The following is a 19,061-nucleotide window of genomic DNA, read 5'->3' as shown; positions in this document are numbered from 1 at the left end:
AACTCACGGCCTCAGTGCTAATCTTTAATCAGTACCCCATCAGGAGATAATACAATGAGTTATCAACATATTTTGGTTGCCATTGATCTTTCAGAAGACAGTAAACTCTTAGTCGACAAAGCTGTTGCACTGGCAAAACCACTCGATGCTGACGTTTCTTTCATTCACATTGATGTCAACTATGCCGAGCTGTATACCGGACTCATTGATATCAATTTAGCAGAAACTCAACATCACGCGATGGAAGCGTCACAAAAGCAGCTGCAAGCCTTAGCGGAACACGCGCAATACCCTATCCGCCATACACTAGTAGGCAGCGGCGACCTCAGTAATGAGCTATGCGAAACCATCGCTGAATTCAGTGTTGATTTGGTGGTCTGCGGTCATCATCAAGATTTTTGGAGCAAGTTACTCTCATCCACTCGGCAACTGATTAACTGTTCGCCAGTCGACATGCTTGTAATACCACTTCACGACTGACGACAAGCCAAAACTCGGTTAGACTGCGAGTTATTTACTGTTCAGCGTTGTTTGTTATGGCCTATCTCTCTGCAGTCACCCTACTTTGGGCATTTTCATTTAGCTTGATCGGCGTTTATCTCGCCGGTCAAGTTGATTCTTGGTTCGCGGTTTGGATGCGCGTTGCATTAGCGAGCTTAGTATTTCTACCTTTGATCAGGTTTAAAACCGTTCCCGCTCCGTTGATCGCTAAGTTGATGACCATTGGTGGAATTCAACTGGGCCTGATGTACTGTTTCTACTATCAATCATTTTTACTGCTATCGGTTCCTGAAGTTTTGCTGTTTACGGTGTTTACACCAATCTACGTCACGCTGATCTACGATCTACTGAAAGGCCGCTTTTCTCCGTGGTACTTAGTGACGGCGGCCATTGCCGTAATCGGTGCCGTTTTTATTAAATTTGCAGCAATAAACGAGCACTTTTTGCTGGGTTTTTTGGTGGTGCAAGGGGCTAACCTCTGTTTTGCTATCGGCCAAGTGGCTTATAAATACGTCATGGAAAAAGAGACCATTACTTTAGCGCAACACAGCGTATTCGGTTATTTCTACTTAGGTGCATTGGTGGTAGCAAGCGTGGCATTTTTACTGTTTGGCAATAGTGAAAAACTGCCCACTACCTCTTTGCAATGGGGTATTTTGATCTACTTAGGGGTAATTGCTTCTGGGCTTGGTTACTTCGTGTGGAACAAAGGAGCCTGTTTAGTTAATGCAGGCGCATTAGCGATTATGAATAATGCGCTGGTTCCCGCCGGATTAGTGGTGAACATTCTGATTTGGAATCGCGACGTAGATTTAATCCGCCTTGCCATTGGCGGCGTGATCATTTTGCTCTCACTGTGGGTCAATGAAACTTGGGTAAAGCGCAAAGTCGCTGCCAGCCGTACTCACTGAATCAGGTTGAGCGTTAAAAACAACAAAGCCCGCAATCATCGCGGGCTTTGTTGTTGAAAAATAGGCTTAACGTGGCTCGGTTTAACTCACCATCTGTTTTCAGTAAATCATCTATTTTTAGTAAACTATCTGTTTTTAGTGAATCTGCCGTTGTAGTGAACGTTCACTAACCGAAGAAATTCGTTGATTCACATCGGCAAACTTTACTTGTAATGCAGGGTGTTTCTTTAACAGTTTTTGCTGCTGTTTCAGCACTTTTTCTAACTTCTTCAGTACTTTTTTTTGTTTTTTTAACGCTTTCTTGTTCTGTTTTTCCGATCGCTTGGCGGCCTTTTTACCTTTGTCCGTCATGCCATTTGACGTACCAGAGCGCAGTTGTTTCTTCCCTTCCAAAACAAGCTTTGTCGATACACTCGGAATAGCAGCAGGCTTACACAGCGTGTTTTTATCCGATGATGAACGAGCACATGAGCGACAAAGAAATTTTGGCGCAGCCACAATCTGATGGATATCCCCAAGCTGGCTAGTAATATCGTGTCGGTTCAATTTGCATAAACGCTTATTCATGTACGCCTCGATCACGAATAGGAATAATTATTAGTTAGATATACAATTCCAAACACGATTAAGCAAGCATTAAATTACATCTATGGGCCACGAGATTTTCTCGCCAAAGCTAACGTATTGAATGCGTTAGATCATCGCCGCTTTCACATACACATCAAAACGATTTTTCTTGGTTTCAATCGCCATACTCGGCTTTTGTTTGTCTAACCAATCGGCATAGTCAGGACGCTTCACCACCACGCGTTTGGTCGCCAAACTCAAGGCTGGGTTTAATAATGCATCAGCATCCAAGTCAGCGCCCACCAGCGATTGAAAGACGCGCATCTCCTTTTTTACCAAAGCCGTTTGTTTTTTACTTTCCGGGTGCGGGTACATGGGGTCAAGATACACCACATCTGGCTTTACAAAATCTTCATCTTGCGCAAGTTTTTCGAGCGCATCATGACTCGAAGCGTGAAGTAACGACATTCGCTCGCTTACCCAGCCACCAATCTCCGCATCTTGCTTGGCACGCTCTAAACCATCATCGAGCAGCGCGGCCACAACGGGATGTCGCTCAACCATTTGCACTTTACAACCAAGCGAGGCCAATACAAAAGCATCACGACCTAACCCGGCCGTTGCATCTAACACGGTCGGTGTCGCTCCTTTGTTTAGTCCAGCAGCTTTGGCTATCGACTGACCTTTACCGCCACCAAATTTACGTCGGTGAGCAACCGCTCCCGTGACTAAATCGACATAAATAGCGCCGAGTTTAGGCTCATCCAGTTTACGCAACTCAAGACGATACTGAGTTAATACCAAGGCAAATGGGCTCTCAGCGCATGGTTTTAATCCCCAACGCGCGGCTAATGTATCCAAATGTGCTTGCTGAGCAGGAACTTCGCAAATCAGTTGTAGCTGCAAGTTAACTCCGAAACAAAGGAAATAATGAGGAGGCTTGAGTTTACCCAATTTTCACCGACGTGACTAAAGCTTATCGCTTTTCTTAAACGGCGGCTTACGAGAAACAACGACCAGTGATAAACTGAGCGAACCATTTCAATGATAAGGATGCTGTGATGCAAGCCACTACCGCTAAACTGGACGAACTCGACCGCGCCATTTTAAAAATTTTAATGGACGATGCACGTACGCCCTACGCAGAAATGGCCAAGCAGTTCAACGTTAGCCCTGCCACTATCCATGTTCGTATTGAAAAGATGAAATCGGCCGACATCATTCAAGGTACGGAAGTGATCGTCAATACCAAAAAATTGGGTTATGACGTGTGTTGTTTTATCGGTATCAATCTCAATGCCGCGCGAGACTACCATTCGGCGCTCGCCAAACTCAATGCGCTGGATGAAGTGGTGGAAGCCTATTACACCACAGGAGCCTATAATATTTTTGTGAAGTTAATGTGCCGCTCGATTGAAGAATTACAATTTGTGCTGATCGACAAATTACAGGCTATTGATGAAGTGCAATCCACAGAGACGCTTATTTCCTTGCAGAACCCGATTAACCGAAATGTGAATCCTTAATCACCGAAGCTGCAAACACCACGCAATAAAAAGCCCGAAACTAAATTCCGGGCTATGGCATCGGTACTGATAATAAATTATTTGTTCAGATAAGTTAAAAGCTCTTCAGCCGAAATACCCTGCTTTGCCAATTCCTTCGCCATGATTTCGACTTGCTCGCCTTTACGCGCTTCAATCACTTGTTGAAACTGAAAGACTAAATCACGCAGAACTGGTAATGGTACTTGTTTGGCGGCACTGCGAATACGCTCACTACTTTGGTTGCCTAATTCATTCAGCAATTTTCCGAACATGACCTTTTCTGGAGACTCGTCGAGTTGTTCCCAAATTCGAGCCATTTCATAGGTTGTCATTGACATTGTTGTTTCGTTTCCAAAGTGCAATTGAAATAATTAAGTGACTAAATATACACCCGTTAAAAAGAATATAAAACAGCAGGTGACAATTTATTAATTCACCACTAATTGATGCCAATAACGCCCTGCTTTAGAAAACAGGATAAACAACGCTGGCGCAATCAGCCACATTTGCAGTGCAATTAATATCTGAGGCTCTAACCCAACACGCTGCATGGTGCCAACTAACAAGCCAGCACCACTCATCTGAAACAAACCAAGCAGTGCTGCGGCGGTTCCCGCACGGTCACCAAATGGCGCCAGTGCTTTTCCTGCGGCCGCTCCCAGAATCCAAGCAAAACCGATTGATGACATAAAAATGGGCAGCATAAAGGCAATCGCCGTTTTCTGTTGTGCCAGCGCGACCATAGTAGTCCCCGCAACCAATAACGTGCCAATTCCAACCACCAGCGCCATATGGGTACCAAACCTATCCATAAATTTCGGCGCACTCAGGCAAGCAACGATATTAATGATGGCATTGAGTCCAAACCAGAAAGTAAATTCATTCATGGTCAATCCATAACCTTCCATTAATACCACTGGGGCAGAAGTGACATAGGCTAAAATAACCGCCATCGCTAACATACATAATGAAGCATGGAAGAGAAAAGATGGTGTTTTCAATACGGACCAGTAACGCGATAACTTAAAGAACGCTTGCTGTTCGGTGGCTTGCGGGTTGGTTTCTTTCATACCAATCACCATCATTAAACCCGCGACCACGGCAAAACCAGCCATAAAGCTGAAGTTACTGCGCCAGCCAAATTGCTGAGTTAACCAACTACCAAGGATTGGCGCTAATGCAGGAATAAAACAGATTGCACCATTTAAGTAGCTGATCATTTTGCCGCTACGTTGTGGGCCAAAAATATCGCGAACTGTTGCAAAAGCCGCTACCGATGTCGCGCACGCACCGAAGCCTTGTAGTAGCCGAGCCATCAGCATCCATTCAATACTTTGAGCGGCCCACGCCAAGCAAGCACTCAATGCATAAATACTGATCCCTCCTAATGCAACAGTTCGACGACCGAGTTTGTCCGCTAGCGGGCCAGCAAAGAGTTGACCGACTCCCATAGCAAACAGAAACCAAGTAATCGTATCTTGTGCATAAGCGTGTTCCACGTGAAACGTTTGAGAAATTTGCGGTAAAGCTGGTAGATAAATATCAATCGCTAACGGGCTAAACAGAACCAACAAAATCAGTAATGCCAATTGACGCTTGCTATGCGCGTCAGAGGTTATTTGCTTCACGAAACACTCCAGTAATGAGAAAGAACACACTTTTACAACCCGGCTATAATAGAGCAATGATGATATGAATAGAAATGGCTTATACTCATCACAATTATTCCCAAATGGAAATACAGATGAATATAGAAAAATTAGCCAGAATCGATCTTAATTTGCTTGTTTGTCTGTCCGTACTGCTAGAAGAACTGAACGTAACGCGCGCCGCCCATCGCCTCTGTTTGAGTCAATCTGCCGTCAGTAAATCGCTTGCCAAGCTTCGTCAGCAGTTTAATGACCCGTTGTTTATTCGTAATTCACATGGCTTAAAGGCAACGCCGCAAGCGCTCTATCTCAAACCCAAACTCGACACTCTCATCAATCAGCTCGAGCTACTCACTCAACCACAACAATTTTCACCACAAAGCAGTGAATACCGTTTTCATATTGCGGCAGTAGAAAGCGTCTACCCATTAATTCTCCCTCATTTTTTGCCCGCTATTTTCAGCCAAGGTCCAAACCTCAACATCAACACTCACTCATGGAACGATCAAACCTTTAAGAAATTGCAGCTTGGTGAGTTAGATTTAGGCATTACCGGCAAGGACATTGATATCAATGATGCCAAATTAACAATGCTGCCACCCAGTGATATCTGTGAGCAAGAGATCTATCGAGATAGCCAAATGTGCGTGGTACGTAAAGACCACCCAGCATTACGAGACAATTGGACGTTAGAGCGCTATTTATCGCTACGTCACGTACAAGTGCGCTGCGATGGTAATGATCGCTGGCTACTCGACTATCGCTTGGCGGATATCGGCCGAGAAAGGGACATCGCAATTACAGTACCGGATTTTAATAGTGCCGCCAGCCTTTGTACTTATACTGATTTTATCTTTACCGCGCCGAGCCACTTCACCCACCTAGTAGCCAAGCAGATGGATCTCGTCGTGTTGCCATTACCGATGGAGTTTCCACCTATGGCTTATACGTTATTTTGGCACAGAGACAGAGAAAGTGACCCTGCATTGAGCTGGTTAAGGCAGATGATCCAAACCAAAACACTGCATCTCAGGTGAAGCTGCGGTTTGCGCCAGTTCGATAAAAAGAGTAGCTTATTGAAGCTCGTCCCCATCGCCACAACCCCACAGACACAATAATAAAGTCAGGGTTTGCTATGGATTTGCACAGTTCCCTACACCTACAACGGACGGTTATGAGAAAGGATATAACACAGATGCATGATTCAATCGCACAACGCGTATCAGCCTTACGTGGCTGGCTCACACAACAAGGGCTTGATGCCATCATCATTCCACACGAAGATGAATATCTCGGGGAATATGTACCGCAACACAACGAACGCCTGCATTGGTTAACTGGTTTTACTGGCTCGGCGGGCGCGGCTGTGGTCACCCACGATAACGCGGCTATTTTTGTGGATGGCCGCTATACAGTGCAAGTTCGTAAACAAGTGCCAGAGGCAACCTTTGAGTACCGTCACTTGATTGAAGAGCCCGTTCTCGATTGGCTCCAAAGCGCATTGGTCTCAGGTAGTAAAGTGGGATTTGATCCGCGCATGCATCGAGCAAGCTGGCTTAAAGCAGCACAGGCAAAATTGTCTGATGAGTTACAGCTTATTGCCGTCGGCAGTAACCCAATCGATGAGTTATGGAAGGACCGTCCTAGCGCTGCAATTTCAGTAGTGCGCTTGATGGGTAATGAACTCGTCGGTATCAGTAGCCATGATAAGCGTGAGCAAATAGCCCATCAGCTGAGTAAGAAAAAGATTGATGCGGCAGTATTAACAGAACTAGATTCCATCTGCTGGCTGCTAAATATCCGTGGCCTTGATGTTTCCCGATTACCAGTATTACTTTCCCATACCATTATTTATGCTGACTCCAGCGTCGATTTCTTCCTTGACCCTGCTCGTCTTCCTGCGGAATTTGACAAGCATGTCGGTGGCGGCGTTCGCGTTCACCATCCAGATCAACTAGAAAAGCAGCTTAATTTACTCGCAGGTAAAAAGGTGATGATCGATCCTGCTACCAGTAATGCATGGTTTACGCTGACTTTACAAAATTCCGCTGCTGAAATCATTAATGACGCCGATCCGTGCTTACTGCTAAAAGCGGCAAAAAATGCAACCGAAGTCTCTGGAATGAAAGCGTGCCACGTGCGTGATGGTGTGGCGATGACGAAATTTCTTGCTTGGTTGGATAATGAAGTGGCTAGCCAAAGACTGCACGACGAAGGCTATTTATCTGACCGCTTACAAGCATTTAGAGAGGAAGACCCAACTCTAGCTGATCTTAGTTTTGATACTATTTCAGCGGCAGGCAGTAATGCAGCTATGTGCCATTACAACCACATCAACCAAGTAAAACCAGGACAATTAGCCCAAGACTCACTTTATCTTGTCGATTCTGGCGGCCAATATTGTGATGGTACGACTGATATTACGCGTACCATTGCCATTGGTAACCCCAGTGAAGAGATGAAAAAACAGTTCACTTTAGTGCTTAAAGGTCATATTGCGCTAGCCAGAGCACGCTTTCCAAAAGGCACTTGTGGTCATCAGCTTGATGTACTTGCCCGTCAGCACCTATGGGCTAATGGCTTCGATTATGATCATGGCACTGGTCATGGAGTCGGCCACTTTTTGAGTGTCCATGAAGGGCCACAACGCATCAGCAAAGTTTTCAACAACGTCGCACTGCTTCCGGGTATGGTACTGTCGAACGAGCCCGGTTATTACCGTGCCGATGCGTTTGGCATTCGTATAGAAAACTTAGAACTGGTGGTCGAAGTTGAAACACAAGGTGATTTCTCTGTGTTGGGGTTTGAGTCACTCACGCGTTGCCCGATTGATAAGCGCGCGATCAACATCAATATGTTAACTCGACCAGAGCTCACATGGCTAAATGACTACCATCAAAAAGTATGGGATCAAGTTGGTCCACTCGTTGAGGGTGATAACAAAGCGTGGTTGCACCAAGCGACGCTGCCTATTGAGCATGATTAAACTGCAGTATGATCAAACAAATGCGCTGTAGGTAGTTTCTCCGTAGTAACTTAACCTAGAAAGATGAAAGGCGACCTCGGGTCGCCTTTACTTTAACTTATGATTCTCTTAAGTCGAATTCACCTTATTAGCCAAATCACCATACTTTAATGAATGCATCCATATGTTTCACGTGAAACGTGCAAGCCATGACCTCATCCAGAACCAGAATAGGCAGCATGCCAATCTCGCCACACGACTTCAAAGCCTTGTCCTTTAACAGCGGCGGCAACTTGTGCGGCTGTACGTTCATCGCTAATCACAAATTGCTCAAGCTCGGCCTCTTGCATTGCATAACCTCCAGGTTGTGTTTTTGATCCCGCCGATATGCTGGTGATCCCCAGTGGAATGAGCTTATCCCTAAAGTGCGCCGATTCGCGGGTAGAAAGCGAGAGTTCCACTTCTGAATTGAGCAAGCGAAATGCACAGATGAGCTGAACCAGTTGCTTGTCAGACATAACCGATTTAGGTTGCAGGCCACCTTCACAAGGTCGCAAGCGAGGAAACGAAATCGAATAGCGCGTCTTCCAATATCTCTTTTCAAGATAATCCAGGTGAGCGGCCACGTAAAAACAATCGGCCCGCCAATCTTCCAAGCCAATCAAAGCGCCAAGACCAATCTTATCAATCCCCGCCCGGGCAAGTCGGTCCGGTGTTTTAAGGCGAAAGTTAAAATCCATTTTGTTGCCTCGCAGATGATGTAAAGCGTAAGTCGATGGATGATAAGTCTCTTGATATACCATTACCGCATCTAAACCTAAGCTCTTTAGCTCCGCATACTGCGCTTGCTGAAGCGGTTGAACCTCCATAGCAACATAGCTGACTTCACGCTTTATCAACGGCAGTATCTGCCGGAAATAGTTCATGCCTACTTTGGTTTCATGCTCACCGGTTACCAACAACACATTATCAAACTGCATCTGCTTGATAACTGCCAATTCACGTTCAACTTCATGCAAACTTAATGTACGCCGCTTGATGCGATTCTCCATCGAAAATCCACAATAAGTGCACGCATTGGCACACAAATTTGAAAGATAAAGCGGGATATAAAAAGAAAGAGTATTGCCAAAGCGTTGCCTCGTCAGTGAGTAAGAAAGTTGCGCTAACTGCTCGATATAAGGATCAGCAGCAGGAGAGATTAATGCCTTGAAATCCTCCAAATCGCGCTTCTCTTTATGCAATGCTCGCTCGACATCTGACGCTGTTTTGGAACGGATTGATAACGCAATATCGTCCCAATCGAGTTGTTTGAAACGTTCTAAAAAGCTCATCGCTATTGATCCAAAAATGCAGTTAGAGGGCTGGATGCGATAGCATGATGAACCTGAGTTGCAAGCCCAGCCTCATAAGCCATTCGACCCGACTCTACCGCCAACTTAAATGCCAACGCCATTTGTATCGGATCGCGCGCGGCCGCAATTGCGGTGTTAACTAAGACAGCATCCGCGCCCAATTCCATCGCAAAAGCCGCATGCGAAGGCGCGCCAATACCGGCATCAATAATCACGGGGACACGAGCTTGGCTGATGATGATTTCTAAAAAATCTCGTGAGACCAGCCCCTTATTCGATCCAATTGGCGCACCTAATGGCATTACGGCCGCGCACCCCACTTCCTCTAAACGCTTACACAACACGGGGTCAGCATGGCAATAAGGTAATACGATAAATCCATCTTTCACTAATTGTTCCGCTGCCTTTAACGTTTCGATAGGGTCAGGCATCAGATACTTAGGATCGGGATGAATTTCTAGCTTCAGCCAAGATGTCGATAACGCTTCACGCGCTAAATGGGCAGCAAAAATCGCATCATTCGCATTTTTCGCACCCGATGTATTGGGTAAGAGATTGACGCCTGACTCGATAAGTGGCGCTAAAATATCATCATTTAATTGGTTAAGATCGACTCGCTTTAATGCCATCGTCGCCATTTGTGAACCAGATATGGCAATAGCTTTTGTCATTAACTCTCGGTTGGCAAATTTCCCCGTACCAGTGAACAGGCGAGATTCAAACTGTTTATTCGCTATCGTTAACATTTAGCCTCCTGCAATGGCTTGAAACAGCGATATTTGATCGCCTTCACTTAATAGGGTCGTTGACCACGCACTACGTGGCACCACGCTCTGATTCAGGGCAAACACACAACCGGTAATAGCGATAGAAAGCAGTTTGGTGAGATCCGTAATACTGGTTCCCGCTGAAACTTGATGAAACTGCTGATTAATCTTGATGGTTATATCTGACATGTGGCTTCTCCCTTCATCTGATCAATCTGTGGGTACCCACACACCTCGCACTGAGGATCTTTAACAACATTTAAGGTTTGGAATTGAAACAAATGAGCATCAAACAGTGTCAGTTGGTTAGCATTACGCATCGTCTGTCGAGTCAATATCATGATGGTTTGTAAAGCTTGCAGGGTTCCGATGATTCCGACGACAGGCCCCAAAATACCGAATTCATTACAACGCTGCGCGGCAGGCAGTTCGCTATCAGGCACTAAACAGTGATAACAAGGTGACAACGGCAGTTGATCAAAAGCAATGACTTGCCCCTTCCATCCAATAGCCGAACCTGAAATCAATGGCTTAATTAGTTTACGGCACAACTGGTTAATTTGCTGACGACTGTGGATGTTATCCGTGCAGTCAAGAACGACATCAGCATTAAGCACTTCCAGTTCGAGCTGAGTACCAATAAGGCGTTTAGATATCGCTCTTACTCTGCAATCAAGGTTGATGGCTTTAATTTGCTCTGCCATCGCATCGACTTTGGTTTGACCAATTTGCCTCTCTCGGTAGATCACCTGCCGAGGTAAGTTGCTGCTTTCAACTCGGTCATCATCCACTATTACCAGTTGTCCAATACCAGCACTCGCCAAATACAAAACAGCCGCAGACCCTAAACCACCACAACCAATAACCAGCACTCGGCTATCAAGTAAAGATTGCTGTCCATTCTCACCTATTTCAGGGAGCGCAAGTTGCCTTTGATAACGGATAAATTGTACATCAGAAAGCATAATCACATACCTCCTCAGCACTACTTGGTAATCGGTTTTGTATGATCTGATTGAAACTATCAATGACCAACTGAGGTGATTTTGCTTCTGTTACTGCACGTACAACGGCCAAGCCTGATACATCGCACTGCCAAACTTGCAATGCGTTCTCTAGGTTAATTCCGCCAATTGCAACTGTGGGTATTTTTGCACTTACAACTTCATCTGAGTTGGCGGCACAACTTAAACTCTCAATTAGCTGCTGGTAAAGTTTCAACCTAACAAGCCCCTGTGGCTTAGAGGGCATAATTTTGGTGGTGGTTGGGAATATGTGACCCAAAGCGATATAGCTGGGATTTAGTGAAGCGATGTTCAGAATCTCATAATAGCCGTGAGTTGAAATGCCTAAACAGATCCCAGCTTGAGCAATTTGTGCTAAATCTGCATTGGTGAGATCTTCTTGTCCAAGATGAATGCCAAAAGCACCATGCTTTATCGCAAGCTGCCAATGATCATTAATAAAAACCTGTGCTTGATAGGCTTGTCCAAGCTCAATAGCGGCGATAATTTGTGATTCGAGATCAGGATGTGTTGAATCTTTTATTCGCAGTTGGATTGTCTTTACATCAAACTTCAATAACCGCTCGACCCACTCAGCGCTATCCACAATAGGGTAAAGGCCAATATTTTTGTCTATCTTTGGAAAACAGATATGATTTTGTTTATCGTCAGCAAAGATGCCAGCTACTGAATGTTGTAGCTGAGGAAAATATCGGCTATCCGTTGGCCATGTTTCACGTGAAACACTCATTGCCGCGCGAGCAACCACTAAAGCATCCTCTAGCGGAAAGTCGAGACATAACAATGATAGGACCCAAGCAAAGTGCTCACTCTTTGCATCAGCAGCATGAGCATTCGTAGAGTATCTTATACTACGCAGCTCTTCTCCGTGATACCACTCATCAACATAGTCGTGTGAGTCAGCAGCTGTAAGCCCTATCTTGACCAAACAAGTTTCTCGTTTCTGGGAGTGCTCAAATGGCATTTGAGCGCAAAAATTGACTTGATATTGCAAGAATAAATTGGGCTTATCAGTTAAAACACTTAGCGCATCTTCGCACGAGGCTAAGCAATCGCTGCCAATCAAAGATGAGTATGAAGGCGTTACTAATTGACAATATAAAGTTGGGCTGGCACCCAAAAAAATATCATCGATATCAAAACCATGATGCTTGGCCAATAGCAAAACCTGTTGTACTTGAGCAGTCAACGCAATGTCATCACGGGGGATAAGTAATTGAATCATATAATTACTCCTCGCTAACGACTGACCGTTGAGTAACAGCAGGATGATAAAGCTCTGATCCTGAGGCTTTAAACTCTTGTGATTTCTGTCTCATGCCTTGTAACGGGTCATCTAGCAGCGTAACGGAAATGAGCGCATCAGCAGCAACTTGCTTGGTATCTAGCGCATACTCTCGAACCTCTTGAGAGATTTTCATCGAGCAGAATTTCGGCCCGCACATAGAGCAAAAATGCGCAACTTTACCAGACTCTTGCGGAAGAGTTTCATCGTGAAAAGCACGCGCCGTAACTGGGTCTAATGCAAGATTGAATTGGTCTTCCCAACGAAACTCAAAACGTGCTTTCGATAACGCATTATCGCGCACTTGTGCTCCCGGGTGCCCTTTCGCAAGGTCTGCAGCATGTGCTGCCAATTTATAAGTAATTAAACCCGTTTTAACATCTTCTTTGTTTGGTAAACCAAGGTGCTCTTTCGGTGTTACATAGCAAAGCATCGCGCAACCATACCAGCCAATCATCGCAGCGCCAATGCCGGAAGTGATGTGATCATATCCCGGAGCAATATCGGTAGTTAATGGGCCCAAGGTATAGAATGGCGCTTCGTGGCAATGCTTTAATTGTTCATCCATATTCTCTTTAATCAAATGCATGGGGATATGGCCAGGGCCTTCAATAATGACCTGTACATCATATTCCCACGCTATTTTGGTCAACTCACCTAAAGTGCGCAGCTCTGCAAATTGTGCTTCATCGTTAGCATCGGCAATGGATCCTGGCCGTAGTCCATCCCCTAAGGAAAGAGCGACGTCATACTTGGCGCAAATTTCACAAATTTCACGGAAATGAGTGTAAAGAAAACTCTCAGTATGATGGGCTAAACACCATTTAGCGATAATAGAGCCGCCACGCGAAACGATGCCAGTAACACGTTTCGCGGTCATTGGCACATAACGAAGCAATAAACCAGCATGAATTGTAAAGTAATCAACACCTTGCTCCGCTTGCTCAAGTAAGGTATCGCGCATTACTTCCCATGATAAATCCTCCGCAATACCATTTACTTTTTCCAATGCTTGATACATAGGCACAGTGCCAATCGGTACGGGGCTATTACGCAAAATCCATTCTCGAGTTTCGTGAATATTGCGCCCAGTAGAGAGATCCATCACGGTATCCCCACCCCAGCGGGTTGCCCATACCAATTTTTCAACCTCTTCTTCAATTGATGAAGAGACAGATGAGTTACCGATATTCGCATTCACTTTGACGAGAAAATTACGGCCAATGATCATCGGCTCTGATTCAGGATGGTTAATATTCGACGGGATAATGGCTCGTCCTTCGGCAACTTCACGACGCACAAACTCAGGAGTTATTTGCTTTGGTAAATTAGCCCCCAAATGAATCCCTGCATGTTGCTGGCTCAGCTGTGCATCCATACACTCTCCACGTCGCGTGTTTTCGCGAATGGCAATGTATTCCATTTCGGGTGTGATAACACCTTGCCGCGCATAATGAAGTTGAGTAACGCACTTCCCTTTCTTTGCTCGGCGTATGGCTGGCAAGTTCCCATAACGTAGTTCGTCCAATGTATCATCAGATAAACGTTCTTTAGTGTAAGCAGAACTGACCTCATCAAGCCACTCGGTATCATCCCGATCAGCGATCCATTTATCCCTTAATTTAGGCAAACCCTGATATAAGTCGATAGAATGAGATGGGTCGGTATAGACACCTGAAGTGTCATAAACGCATATAGATTCATTCGGTTGATAAATCGGTGAGGACTTTGTGCCCCCGACCAAGCTGTCAGCTAGTTTAATCTCACGCATTGGCACGCGGATATCCGAACGTGAACCAGTAATATAGATTTTAGAGGAATTTGGGTAGGGTTCGACAGACAATGTGTCAATGAATTGTTTGGCTTCCAGTCTCGCTTGTTTGCGACTCGACATAGCATCTTCCTTTTTGTACTAGGGATAAATGCTTGACGGATTAATGCACAAGAGTTGATCAAAATGGAATTTTAATCTTAAAGATATAACGCTAGATAGATCACCAGCAGGTTATATTCTCTTGTTCCCTTCGCAGGTATTAGCCTGATCAGGTTCAACGGATCCCGAAAATACGGTCTCAGCCTTATGGCACTCCGACAAGTTGAGTCACGATTATAGGGAAAGACTATCCATTAACCAAGATGAAATTGTGATTTCGTTAACTTCTCATCAACAACTGGAAACCTATCCAAGCCGCTGAGATACTTAACACCACGTTTAATAAGACATTAACACCCATTTTCAGAAAGGCTCCTTGCTGCATCAGCAATACATTATCCATAGAGAATGTAGAAAATGTGGTTAATGCACCCAAGAAACCCAAACCAATAATCTGGCGCCATGGCTCAGTTGCAAGTAATTCACTCTCAAAAGCAGCGATCAATAATCCCATAATAAATGAGCCGACAACGTTAACGGTGAGCGTTCCATAAGGAAACCCGCGTCCTAACAAGAACACACATAGCTCGGTAACTAGATAACGTGCACATGCGCCAAATGCGCCACCTAATGCAATAAAACCTAAAATAGACAGCTGTCCCATAACGAATTCCTAAAAGTAACCGTCGTTATTTTAACCGCTAAGCATAATAAATCGAACCTAATTACTAAAATAATCAAGGAAAGTAAAGTATGCTAGATAATCTAGTGCTTTTAAAAAGTTACATCCGTCACTTACTGAGTAAATGGATAAGCTAAACCGCTCTTAATGCCAATTGAAGTAACAATATGATCTAATTAAGGCTATTTCACGCTCGGGATCGCTTTCTTGGATACAGCTTGAGTACAGAGAGCTGGCCACAAAAATGTGCCGAAGGGATGAGGTAAACGGAATTAGTTAATTTTTCGGATTGCTATCATAGAGGAAGTGAACAGATAGCAAAAAGCCTCAGCATTTCTGCGGAGGCTTGATAGATGGCAGGGGTGGAGAGATTCGAACTCCCAACACGCGGATTTGGAATCCGCTGCTCTGCCAGTTGGAGCTACACCCCTAAAACTTTATCTTACTCATTGAAGAAAGCCTCAACGTGACTGCTGAGGCTCTTAATAAGTGGCGGAGCGGACGGGACTCGAACCCGCGACCCCCGGCGTGACAGGCCGGTATTCTAACCAACTGAACTACCGCTCCGCAGCGTGTCTGGTTAGACAATATTCAAAGCCTGGCGATGTCCTACTCTCACATGGGGAGACCCCACACTACCATCGGCGCTGTTGTGTTTCACTTCTGAGTTCGGCATGGAATCAGGTGGGTCCACAACGCTATGGTCGCCAAGCAAATTTCTTAATTCGGAAAGCTGTTTCGTTCTCATTCACACATTCAATGTTCTTCCATTGAGTCCACAAAACCCCTTCGGTGTTGTATGGTTAAGCCTCACGGGCAATTAGTATTGGTTAGCTCAACGCCTCGCAGCGCTTACACACCCAACCTATCAACGTTCTAGTCTCGAACAACCCTTTAGGACACTTAAAGTGCCAGGGAAGACTCATCTCAGGGCTCGCTTCGCGCTTAGATGCTTTCAGCGCTTATCAATTCCGAACTTAGCTACCGGGCAATGCCATTGGCATGACAACCCGAACACCAGCGGTTCGTCCACTCCGGTCCTCTCGTACTAGGAGCAGCCCCCTTCAATCTTCCAACGCCCACGGCAGATAGGGACCGAACTGTCTCACGACGTTCTAAACCCAGCTCGCGTACCACTTTAAATGGCGAACAGCCATACCCTTGGGACCGACTTCAGCCCCAGGATGTGATGAGCCGACATCGAGGTGCCAAACACCGCCGTCGATATGAACTCTTGGGCGGTATCAGCCTGTTATCCCCGGAGTACCTTTTATCCGTTGAGCGATGGCCCTTCCATTCAGAACCACCGGATCACTATGACCTACTTTCGTACCTGCTCGAACCGTCATTCTCGCAGTTAAGCGGGCTTATGCCATTGCACTAACCTCACGATGTCCAACCGTGATTAGCCCACCTTCGTGCTCCTCCGTTACTCTTTGGGAGGAGACCGCCCCAGTCAAACTACCCACCAGGCACTGTCCGCAACCCCGATGAGGGGCCTACGTTAGAACATCAAAACGACAAGGGTGGTATTTCAAGGTCGACTCCACGCAATCTAGCGACTGCGCTTCTAAGTCTCCCACCTATCCTACACATGTAGGTTCAATGTTCAGTGCCAAGCTGTAGTAAAGGTTCACGGGGTCTTTCCGTCTAGCCGCGGGTACACTGCATCTTCACAGCGATTTCAATTTCACTGAGTCTCGGGTGGAGACAGCGTGGCCATCATTACGCCATTCGTGCAGGTCGGAACTTACCCGACAAGGAATTTCGCTACCTTAGGACCGTTATAGTTACGGCCGCCGTTTACCGGGGCTTCGATCAAGAGCTTCGACCTAAGTCTAACCCCATCAATTAACCTTCCGGCACCGGGCAGGCGTCACACCGTATACGTCATCTTGCGATTTTGCACAGTGCTGTGTTTTTAATAAACAGTTGCAGCCACCTGGTATCTGCGACTCTCGTCAGCTCCATCCGCGAGGGACTTCACCAATAAGAGCGTACCTTCTCCCGAAGTTACGGTACCATTTTGCCTAGTTCCTTCACCCGAGTTCTCTCAAGCGCCTTGGTATTCTCTACCCGACCACCTGTGTCGGTTTGGGGTACGATTGCTTATAATCTGAAGCTTAGAGGCTTTTCCTGGAAGCAGGGCATCAATGACTTCACTGCCGTAGCAGCTCGACGTCGTGTCTCAGCCTAACAAGAAACCGGATTTACCTAGTCTCTTAGCCTACGCACTTGAACCAGGACAACCGTCGCCTGGCCCACCTAGCCTTCTCCGTCCCCCCATCGCAATTATAAGCAGTACGGGAATATTAACCCGTTTCCCATCGACTACGCTTTTCAGCCTCGCCTTAGGGGTCGACTTACCCTGCCCCGATTAACGTTGGACAGGAACCCTTGGTCTTCCGGCGGGGAGGTTTTTCACCCCCCTTATCGTTACTCATGTCAGCATTCGCACTTCTGATACCTCCAGCATGCTTTACAACACACCTTCAACGGCTTACAGAACGCTCCCCTACCCAATACAGTAAACTGTATTGCCGCAGCTTCGGTTTACTACTTAGCCCCGTTACATCTTCCGCGCAGGCCGACTCGACCAGTGAGCTATTACGCTTTCTTTAAATGATGGCTGCTTCTAAGCCAACATCCTGGCTGTCTGAGCCTTCCCACATCGTTTCCCACTTAGTAGTAATTTGGGACCTTAGCTGGCGGTCTGGGTTGTTTCCCTCTCCACGACGGACGTTAGCACCCGCCGTGTGTCTCCCGGATAGTACTTACTGGTATTCGGAGTTTGCAAAGGGTTGGTAAGTCGGGATGACCCCCTAGCCTTAACAGTGCTCTACCCCCAGTAGTATTCATCCGAGGCGCTACCTAAATAGCTTTCGGGGAGAACCAGCTATCTCCGAGTTTGATTGGCCTTTCACCCCTAGCCACAAGTCATCCGCTAATTTTTCAACATTAGTCGGTTCGGTCCTCCAGTTGATGTTACTCAACCTTCAACCTGCCCATGGCTAGATCACCCGGTTTCGGGTCTATATCCAGAGACTGAAGCGCCCAGTTAAGACTCGGTTTCCCTACGGCTCCCCTATTCGGTTAACCTTGCCACTGAATATAAGTCGCTGACCCATTATACAAAAGGTACGCAGTCACAGGACAATGCCTGCTCCTACTGCTTGTACGTACACGGTTTCAGGTTCTATTTCACTCCCCTCACAGGGGTTCTTTTCGCCTTTCCCTCACGGTACTGGTTCACTATCGGTCAGTCAGTAGTATTTAGCCTTGGAGGATGGTCCCCCCATGTTCAGACAGGATAACACGTGTCCCGCCTTACTCGATTTCACTTATAATGATGGAACAGTTACGGGGCTATCACCCTTTATTGCGCCACTTTCCAGAGGCTTCACCTGCATCATTAAAAGCTTAAGGGCTAGTCCAATTTCGCTCGCCGCTACTTTCGGAATCTCTGTTGATTTCTTCTCCTCGGGGTACTTAGATGTTTCAGTTCCCCCGGTTTGCCTCCTTACCCTATGTATTCAGGTAAGGATACGTGCTTATGCACGTGGGTTTCCCCATTCGGAAATCGTAGACTCAAGTGGCTGTTACTGCCTAATCTACGCTTATCGCAAGTTACTACGTCCTTCATCGCCTCTGACTGCCAAGGCATCCACCGTGTACGCTTAGTCACTTAACCATACAACCCGAAGAAGTTTCGTGTTGCAGACAAGTCACCAAGGTTGTCTCTCATTATTTGAATGAGCGAGAGACGTTTGATTTTGCCGGACTCAATTTTGAAAACTTACCGTAGTAAGCTTTCCCAAGAACACTTGAATGTGTTTGGTATCAATACGTTAAACGTATTGATGTTGAGAACTTTTATTTGATAACAACAAACACGTTCGTTGTTATCAGTCAGCTTTCCAAATTGTTAAAGAGC

The 19,061-nt window shown here is 45.9% G+C and carries 16 protein-coding genes, 2 tRNA genes, 2 rRNA genes and 1 riboswitch; of the genes, 5 read left to right on the top strand and 15 right to left on the bottom strand.

The features are described 5' to 3' along the window. Positions 1–54 precede the first annotated feature (54 nt). Together AACT42_RS19050 and AACT42_RS19045 are read left to right on the top strand one after the other, a co-directional pair. Complete coding sequence (locus AACT42_RS19050; RefSeq protein ID WP_010319581.1) at positions 55–480, top strand: universal stress protein; 426 nt, start codon at positions 55–57, stop codon at positions 478–480. Between the two features lie 56 nt (positions 481–536). After that, the gene (locus AACT42_RS19045) at positions 537–1,412 is read left to right on the top strand and encodes a carboxylate/amino acid/amine transporter (RefSeq protein ID WP_094133312.1); all 876 of its coding nucleotides are present in this window, start codon (positions 537–539) and stop codon (positions 1,410–1,412) included. A 135-nt stretch (positions 1,413–1,547) separates the two neighbouring features. Here AACT42_RS19045 and AACT42_RS19040 read toward each other — a convergent pair whose 3' ends face one another. Both AACT42_RS19040 and AACT42_RS19035 read right to left on the bottom strand, forming a co-directional pair. Continuing rightward, complete coding sequence (locus AACT42_RS19040; protein WP_094133311.1) at positions 1,548–1,994, bottom strand: hypothetical protein; 447 nt, start codon at positions 1,992–1,994, stop codon at positions 1,548–1,550. A gap of 111 nt (positions 1,995–2,105) precedes the next feature. Next, entirely contained in the window at positions 2,106–2,885 is a 780-nt protein-coding gene (locus tag AACT42_RS19035) for a class I SAM-dependent methyltransferase (protein ID WP_010319578.1), read from the bottom strand. Positions 2,886–3,040: 155 nt separating this feature from the next. On the opposite strand from AACT42_RS19035, the gene asnC reads away from it, so the two are divergent. Then, the gene (gene asnC, locus AACT42_RS19030) at positions 3,041–3,505 is read left to right on the top strand and encodes a transcriptional regulator AsnC (RefSeq protein WP_010319577.1); all 465 of its coding nucleotides are present in this window, start codon (positions 3,041–3,043) and stop codon (positions 3,503–3,505) included. A gap of 77 nt (positions 3,506–3,582) precedes the next feature. Here the strand turns inward: asnC and tsrA are convergent, their stop codons facing one another. Both tsrA and AACT42_RS19020 read right to left on the bottom strand, forming a co-directional pair. Then, the gene (tsrA, locus tag AACT42_RS19025) at positions 3,583–3,864 is read right to left on the bottom strand and encodes an H-NS-like global regulator TsrA (RefSeq protein ID WP_017044523.1); all 282 of its coding nucleotides are present in this window, start codon (positions 3,862–3,864) and stop codon (positions 3,583–3,585) included. 90 nt (positions 3,865–3,954) lie between these two features. Further along, positions 3,955–5,154 (bottom strand): multidrug effflux MFS transporter, encoded by a 1,200-nt coding sequence (locus tag AACT42_RS19020; RefSeq protein ID WP_010319414.1) that lies wholly within the window; start codon positions 5,152–5,154, stop codon positions 3,955–3,957. Positions 5,155–5,270: 116 nt separating this feature from the next. Here AACT42_RS19020 and AACT42_RS19015 point away from each other — a divergent pair, with 116 nt between their 5' ends. Together AACT42_RS19015 and AACT42_RS19010 are read left to right on the top strand one after the other, a co-directional pair. Continuing rightward, a complete protein-coding gene (locus AACT42_RS19015) occupies positions 5,271–6,212 on the top strand; it encodes a LysR family transcriptional regulator (RefSeq protein ID WP_026027502.1) in 942 nt (313 codons plus the stop codon). 158 nt (positions 6,213–6,370) lie between these two features. After that, positions 6,371–8,161, top strand: coding sequence for an aminopeptidase P family protein (locus AACT42_RS19010; protein WP_176429098.1), 1,791 nt, complete (start codon positions 6,371–6,373; stop codon positions 8,159–8,161). 194 nt (positions 8,162–8,355) lie between these two features. Here AACT42_RS19010 and thiH read toward each other — a convergent pair whose 3' ends face one another. The 11 genes from thiH to AACT42_RS18955 form a co-directional block, all read right to left on the bottom strand. Then, entirely contained in the window at positions 8,356–9,474 is a 1,119-nt protein-coding gene (thiH, locus tag AACT42_RS19005; protein WP_094133309.1) for a 2-iminoacetate synthase ThiH, read from the bottom strand. A gap of 2 nt (positions 9,475–9,476) precedes the next feature. Continuing rightward, a complete protein-coding gene (locus AACT42_RS19000; protein WP_017048428.1) occupies positions 9,477–10,241 on the bottom strand; it encodes a thiazole synthase in 765 nt (254 codons plus the stop codon). Beyond that, entirely contained in the window at positions 10,242–10,451 is a 210-nt protein-coding gene (gene thiS / locus AACT42_RS18995) for a sulfur carrier protein ThiS (protein ID WP_094133308.1), read from the bottom strand. After that, the gene (locus AACT42_RS18990) at positions 10,439–11,227 is read right to left on the bottom strand and encodes a HesA/MoeB/ThiF family protein (protein ID WP_094133307.1); all 789 of its coding nucleotides are present in this window, start codon (positions 11,225–11,227) and stop codon (positions 10,439–10,441) included. The genes thiS and AACT42_RS18990 overlap by 13 nt, the downstream gene beginning before the upstream one ends. Then, the gene (thiE, locus tag AACT42_RS18985; RefSeq protein ID WP_094133306.1) at positions 11,217–12,512 is read right to left on the bottom strand and encodes a thiamine phosphate synthase; all 1,296 of its coding nucleotides are present in this window, start codon (positions 12,510–12,512) and stop codon (positions 11,217–11,219) included. Before thiE ends, AACT42_RS18990 begins: the two co-directional genes overlap by 11 nt. Before the next feature lie 4 nt (positions 12,513–12,516). Beyond that, positions 12,517–14,466, bottom strand: coding sequence for a phosphomethylpyrimidine synthase ThiC (thiC, locus tag AACT42_RS18980; RefSeq protein WP_094133305.1), 1,950 nt, complete (start codon positions 14,464–14,466; stop codon positions 12,517–12,519). Positions 14,467–14,574: 108 nt separating this feature from the next. Beyond that, positions 14,575–14,673, bottom strand: a riboswitch (TPP riboswitch). A gap of 52 nt (positions 14,674–14,725) precedes the next feature. Next, positions 14,726–15,109, bottom strand: a complete 384-nt coding sequence (gene crcB / locus AACT42_RS18975) for a fluoride efflux transporter CrcB (protein WP_013855606.1) — start codon at positions 15,107–15,109, stop codon at positions 14,726–14,728. A 372-nt stretch (positions 15,110–15,481) separates the two neighbouring features. Then, positions 15,482–15,558: transfer RNA gene (locus AACT42_RS18970), tRNA-Trp, on the bottom strand. Between the two features lie 59 nt (positions 15,559–15,617). Beyond that, positions 15,618–15,694, bottom strand: a tRNA-Asp gene (locus AACT42_RS18965). A gap of 29 nt (positions 15,695–15,723) precedes the next feature. Beyond that, positions 15,724–15,839, bottom strand: a 5S ribosomal RNA gene (gene rrf / locus AACT42_RS18960). A gap of 87 nt (positions 15,840–15,926) precedes the next feature. Beyond that, a 23S ribosomal RNA gene (locus AACT42_RS18955) occupies positions 15,927–18,818 on the bottom strand. Positions 18,819–19,061 lie beyond the last annotated feature (243 nt).

It is taken from the genome of Vibrio sp. V15_P4S5T153 (assembly GCF_963874485.1).
GTDB lineage: Bacteria > Pseudomonadota > Gammaproteobacteria > Enterobacterales > Vibrionaceae > Vibrio > Vibrio anguillarum.
This window is presented reverse-complemented; position numbering and strand designations above follow the sequence as displayed.

Coding starts and splice junctions, on each gene's coding strand:
- AACT42_RS19050 (WP_010319581.1), top strand. CDS start 55: ATGAGTTATCAACATATTTTGGTTGCCATTGATCTTTCAGAAGACAGT.
- AACT42_RS19045 (WP_094133312.1), top strand. CDS start 537: ATGGCCTATCTCTCTGCAGTCACCCTACTTTGGGCATTTTCATTTAGC.
- asnC (WP_010319577.1), top strand. CDS start 3,041: ATGCAAGCCACTACCGCTAAACTGGACGAACTCGACCGCGCCATTTTA.
- tsrA (WP_017044523.1), bottom strand. CDS start 3,864: ATGTCAATGACAACCTATGAAATGGCTCGAATTTGGGAACAACTCGAC.
- AACT42_RS19015 (WP_026027502.1), top strand. CDS start 5,271: ATGAATATAGAAAAATTAGCCAGAATCGATCTTAATTTGCTTGTTTGT.
- AACT42_RS19010 (WP_176429098.1), top strand. CDS start 6,371: ATGCATGATTCAATCGCACAACGCGTATCAGCCTTACGTGGCTGGCTC.
- thiH (WP_094133309.1), bottom strand. CDS start 9,474: ATGAGCTTTTTAGAACGTTTCAAACAACTCGATTGGGACGATATTGCG.
- AACT42_RS19000 (WP_017048428.1), bottom strand. CDS start 10,241: ATGTTAACGATAGCGAATAAACAGTTTGAATCTCGCCTGTTCACTGGT.
- thiS (WP_094133308.1), bottom strand. CDS start 10,451: ATGTCAGATATAACCATCAAGATTAATCAGCAGTTTCATCAAGTTTCA.
- AACT42_RS18990 (WP_094133307.1), bottom strand. CDS start 11,227: ATGCTTTCTGATGTACAATTTATCCGTTATCAAAGGCAACTTGCGCTC.
- thiE (WP_094133306.1), bottom strand. CDS start 12,512: ATGATTCAATTACTTATCCCCCGTGATGACATTGCGTTGACTGCTCAA.
- thiC (WP_094133305.1), bottom strand. CDS start 14,466: ATGTCGAGTCGCAAACAAGCGAGACTGGAAGCCAAACAATTCATTGAC.
- crcB (WP_013855606.1), bottom strand. CDS start 15,109: ATGGGACAGCTGTCTATTTTAGGTTTTATTGCATTAGGTGGCGCATTT.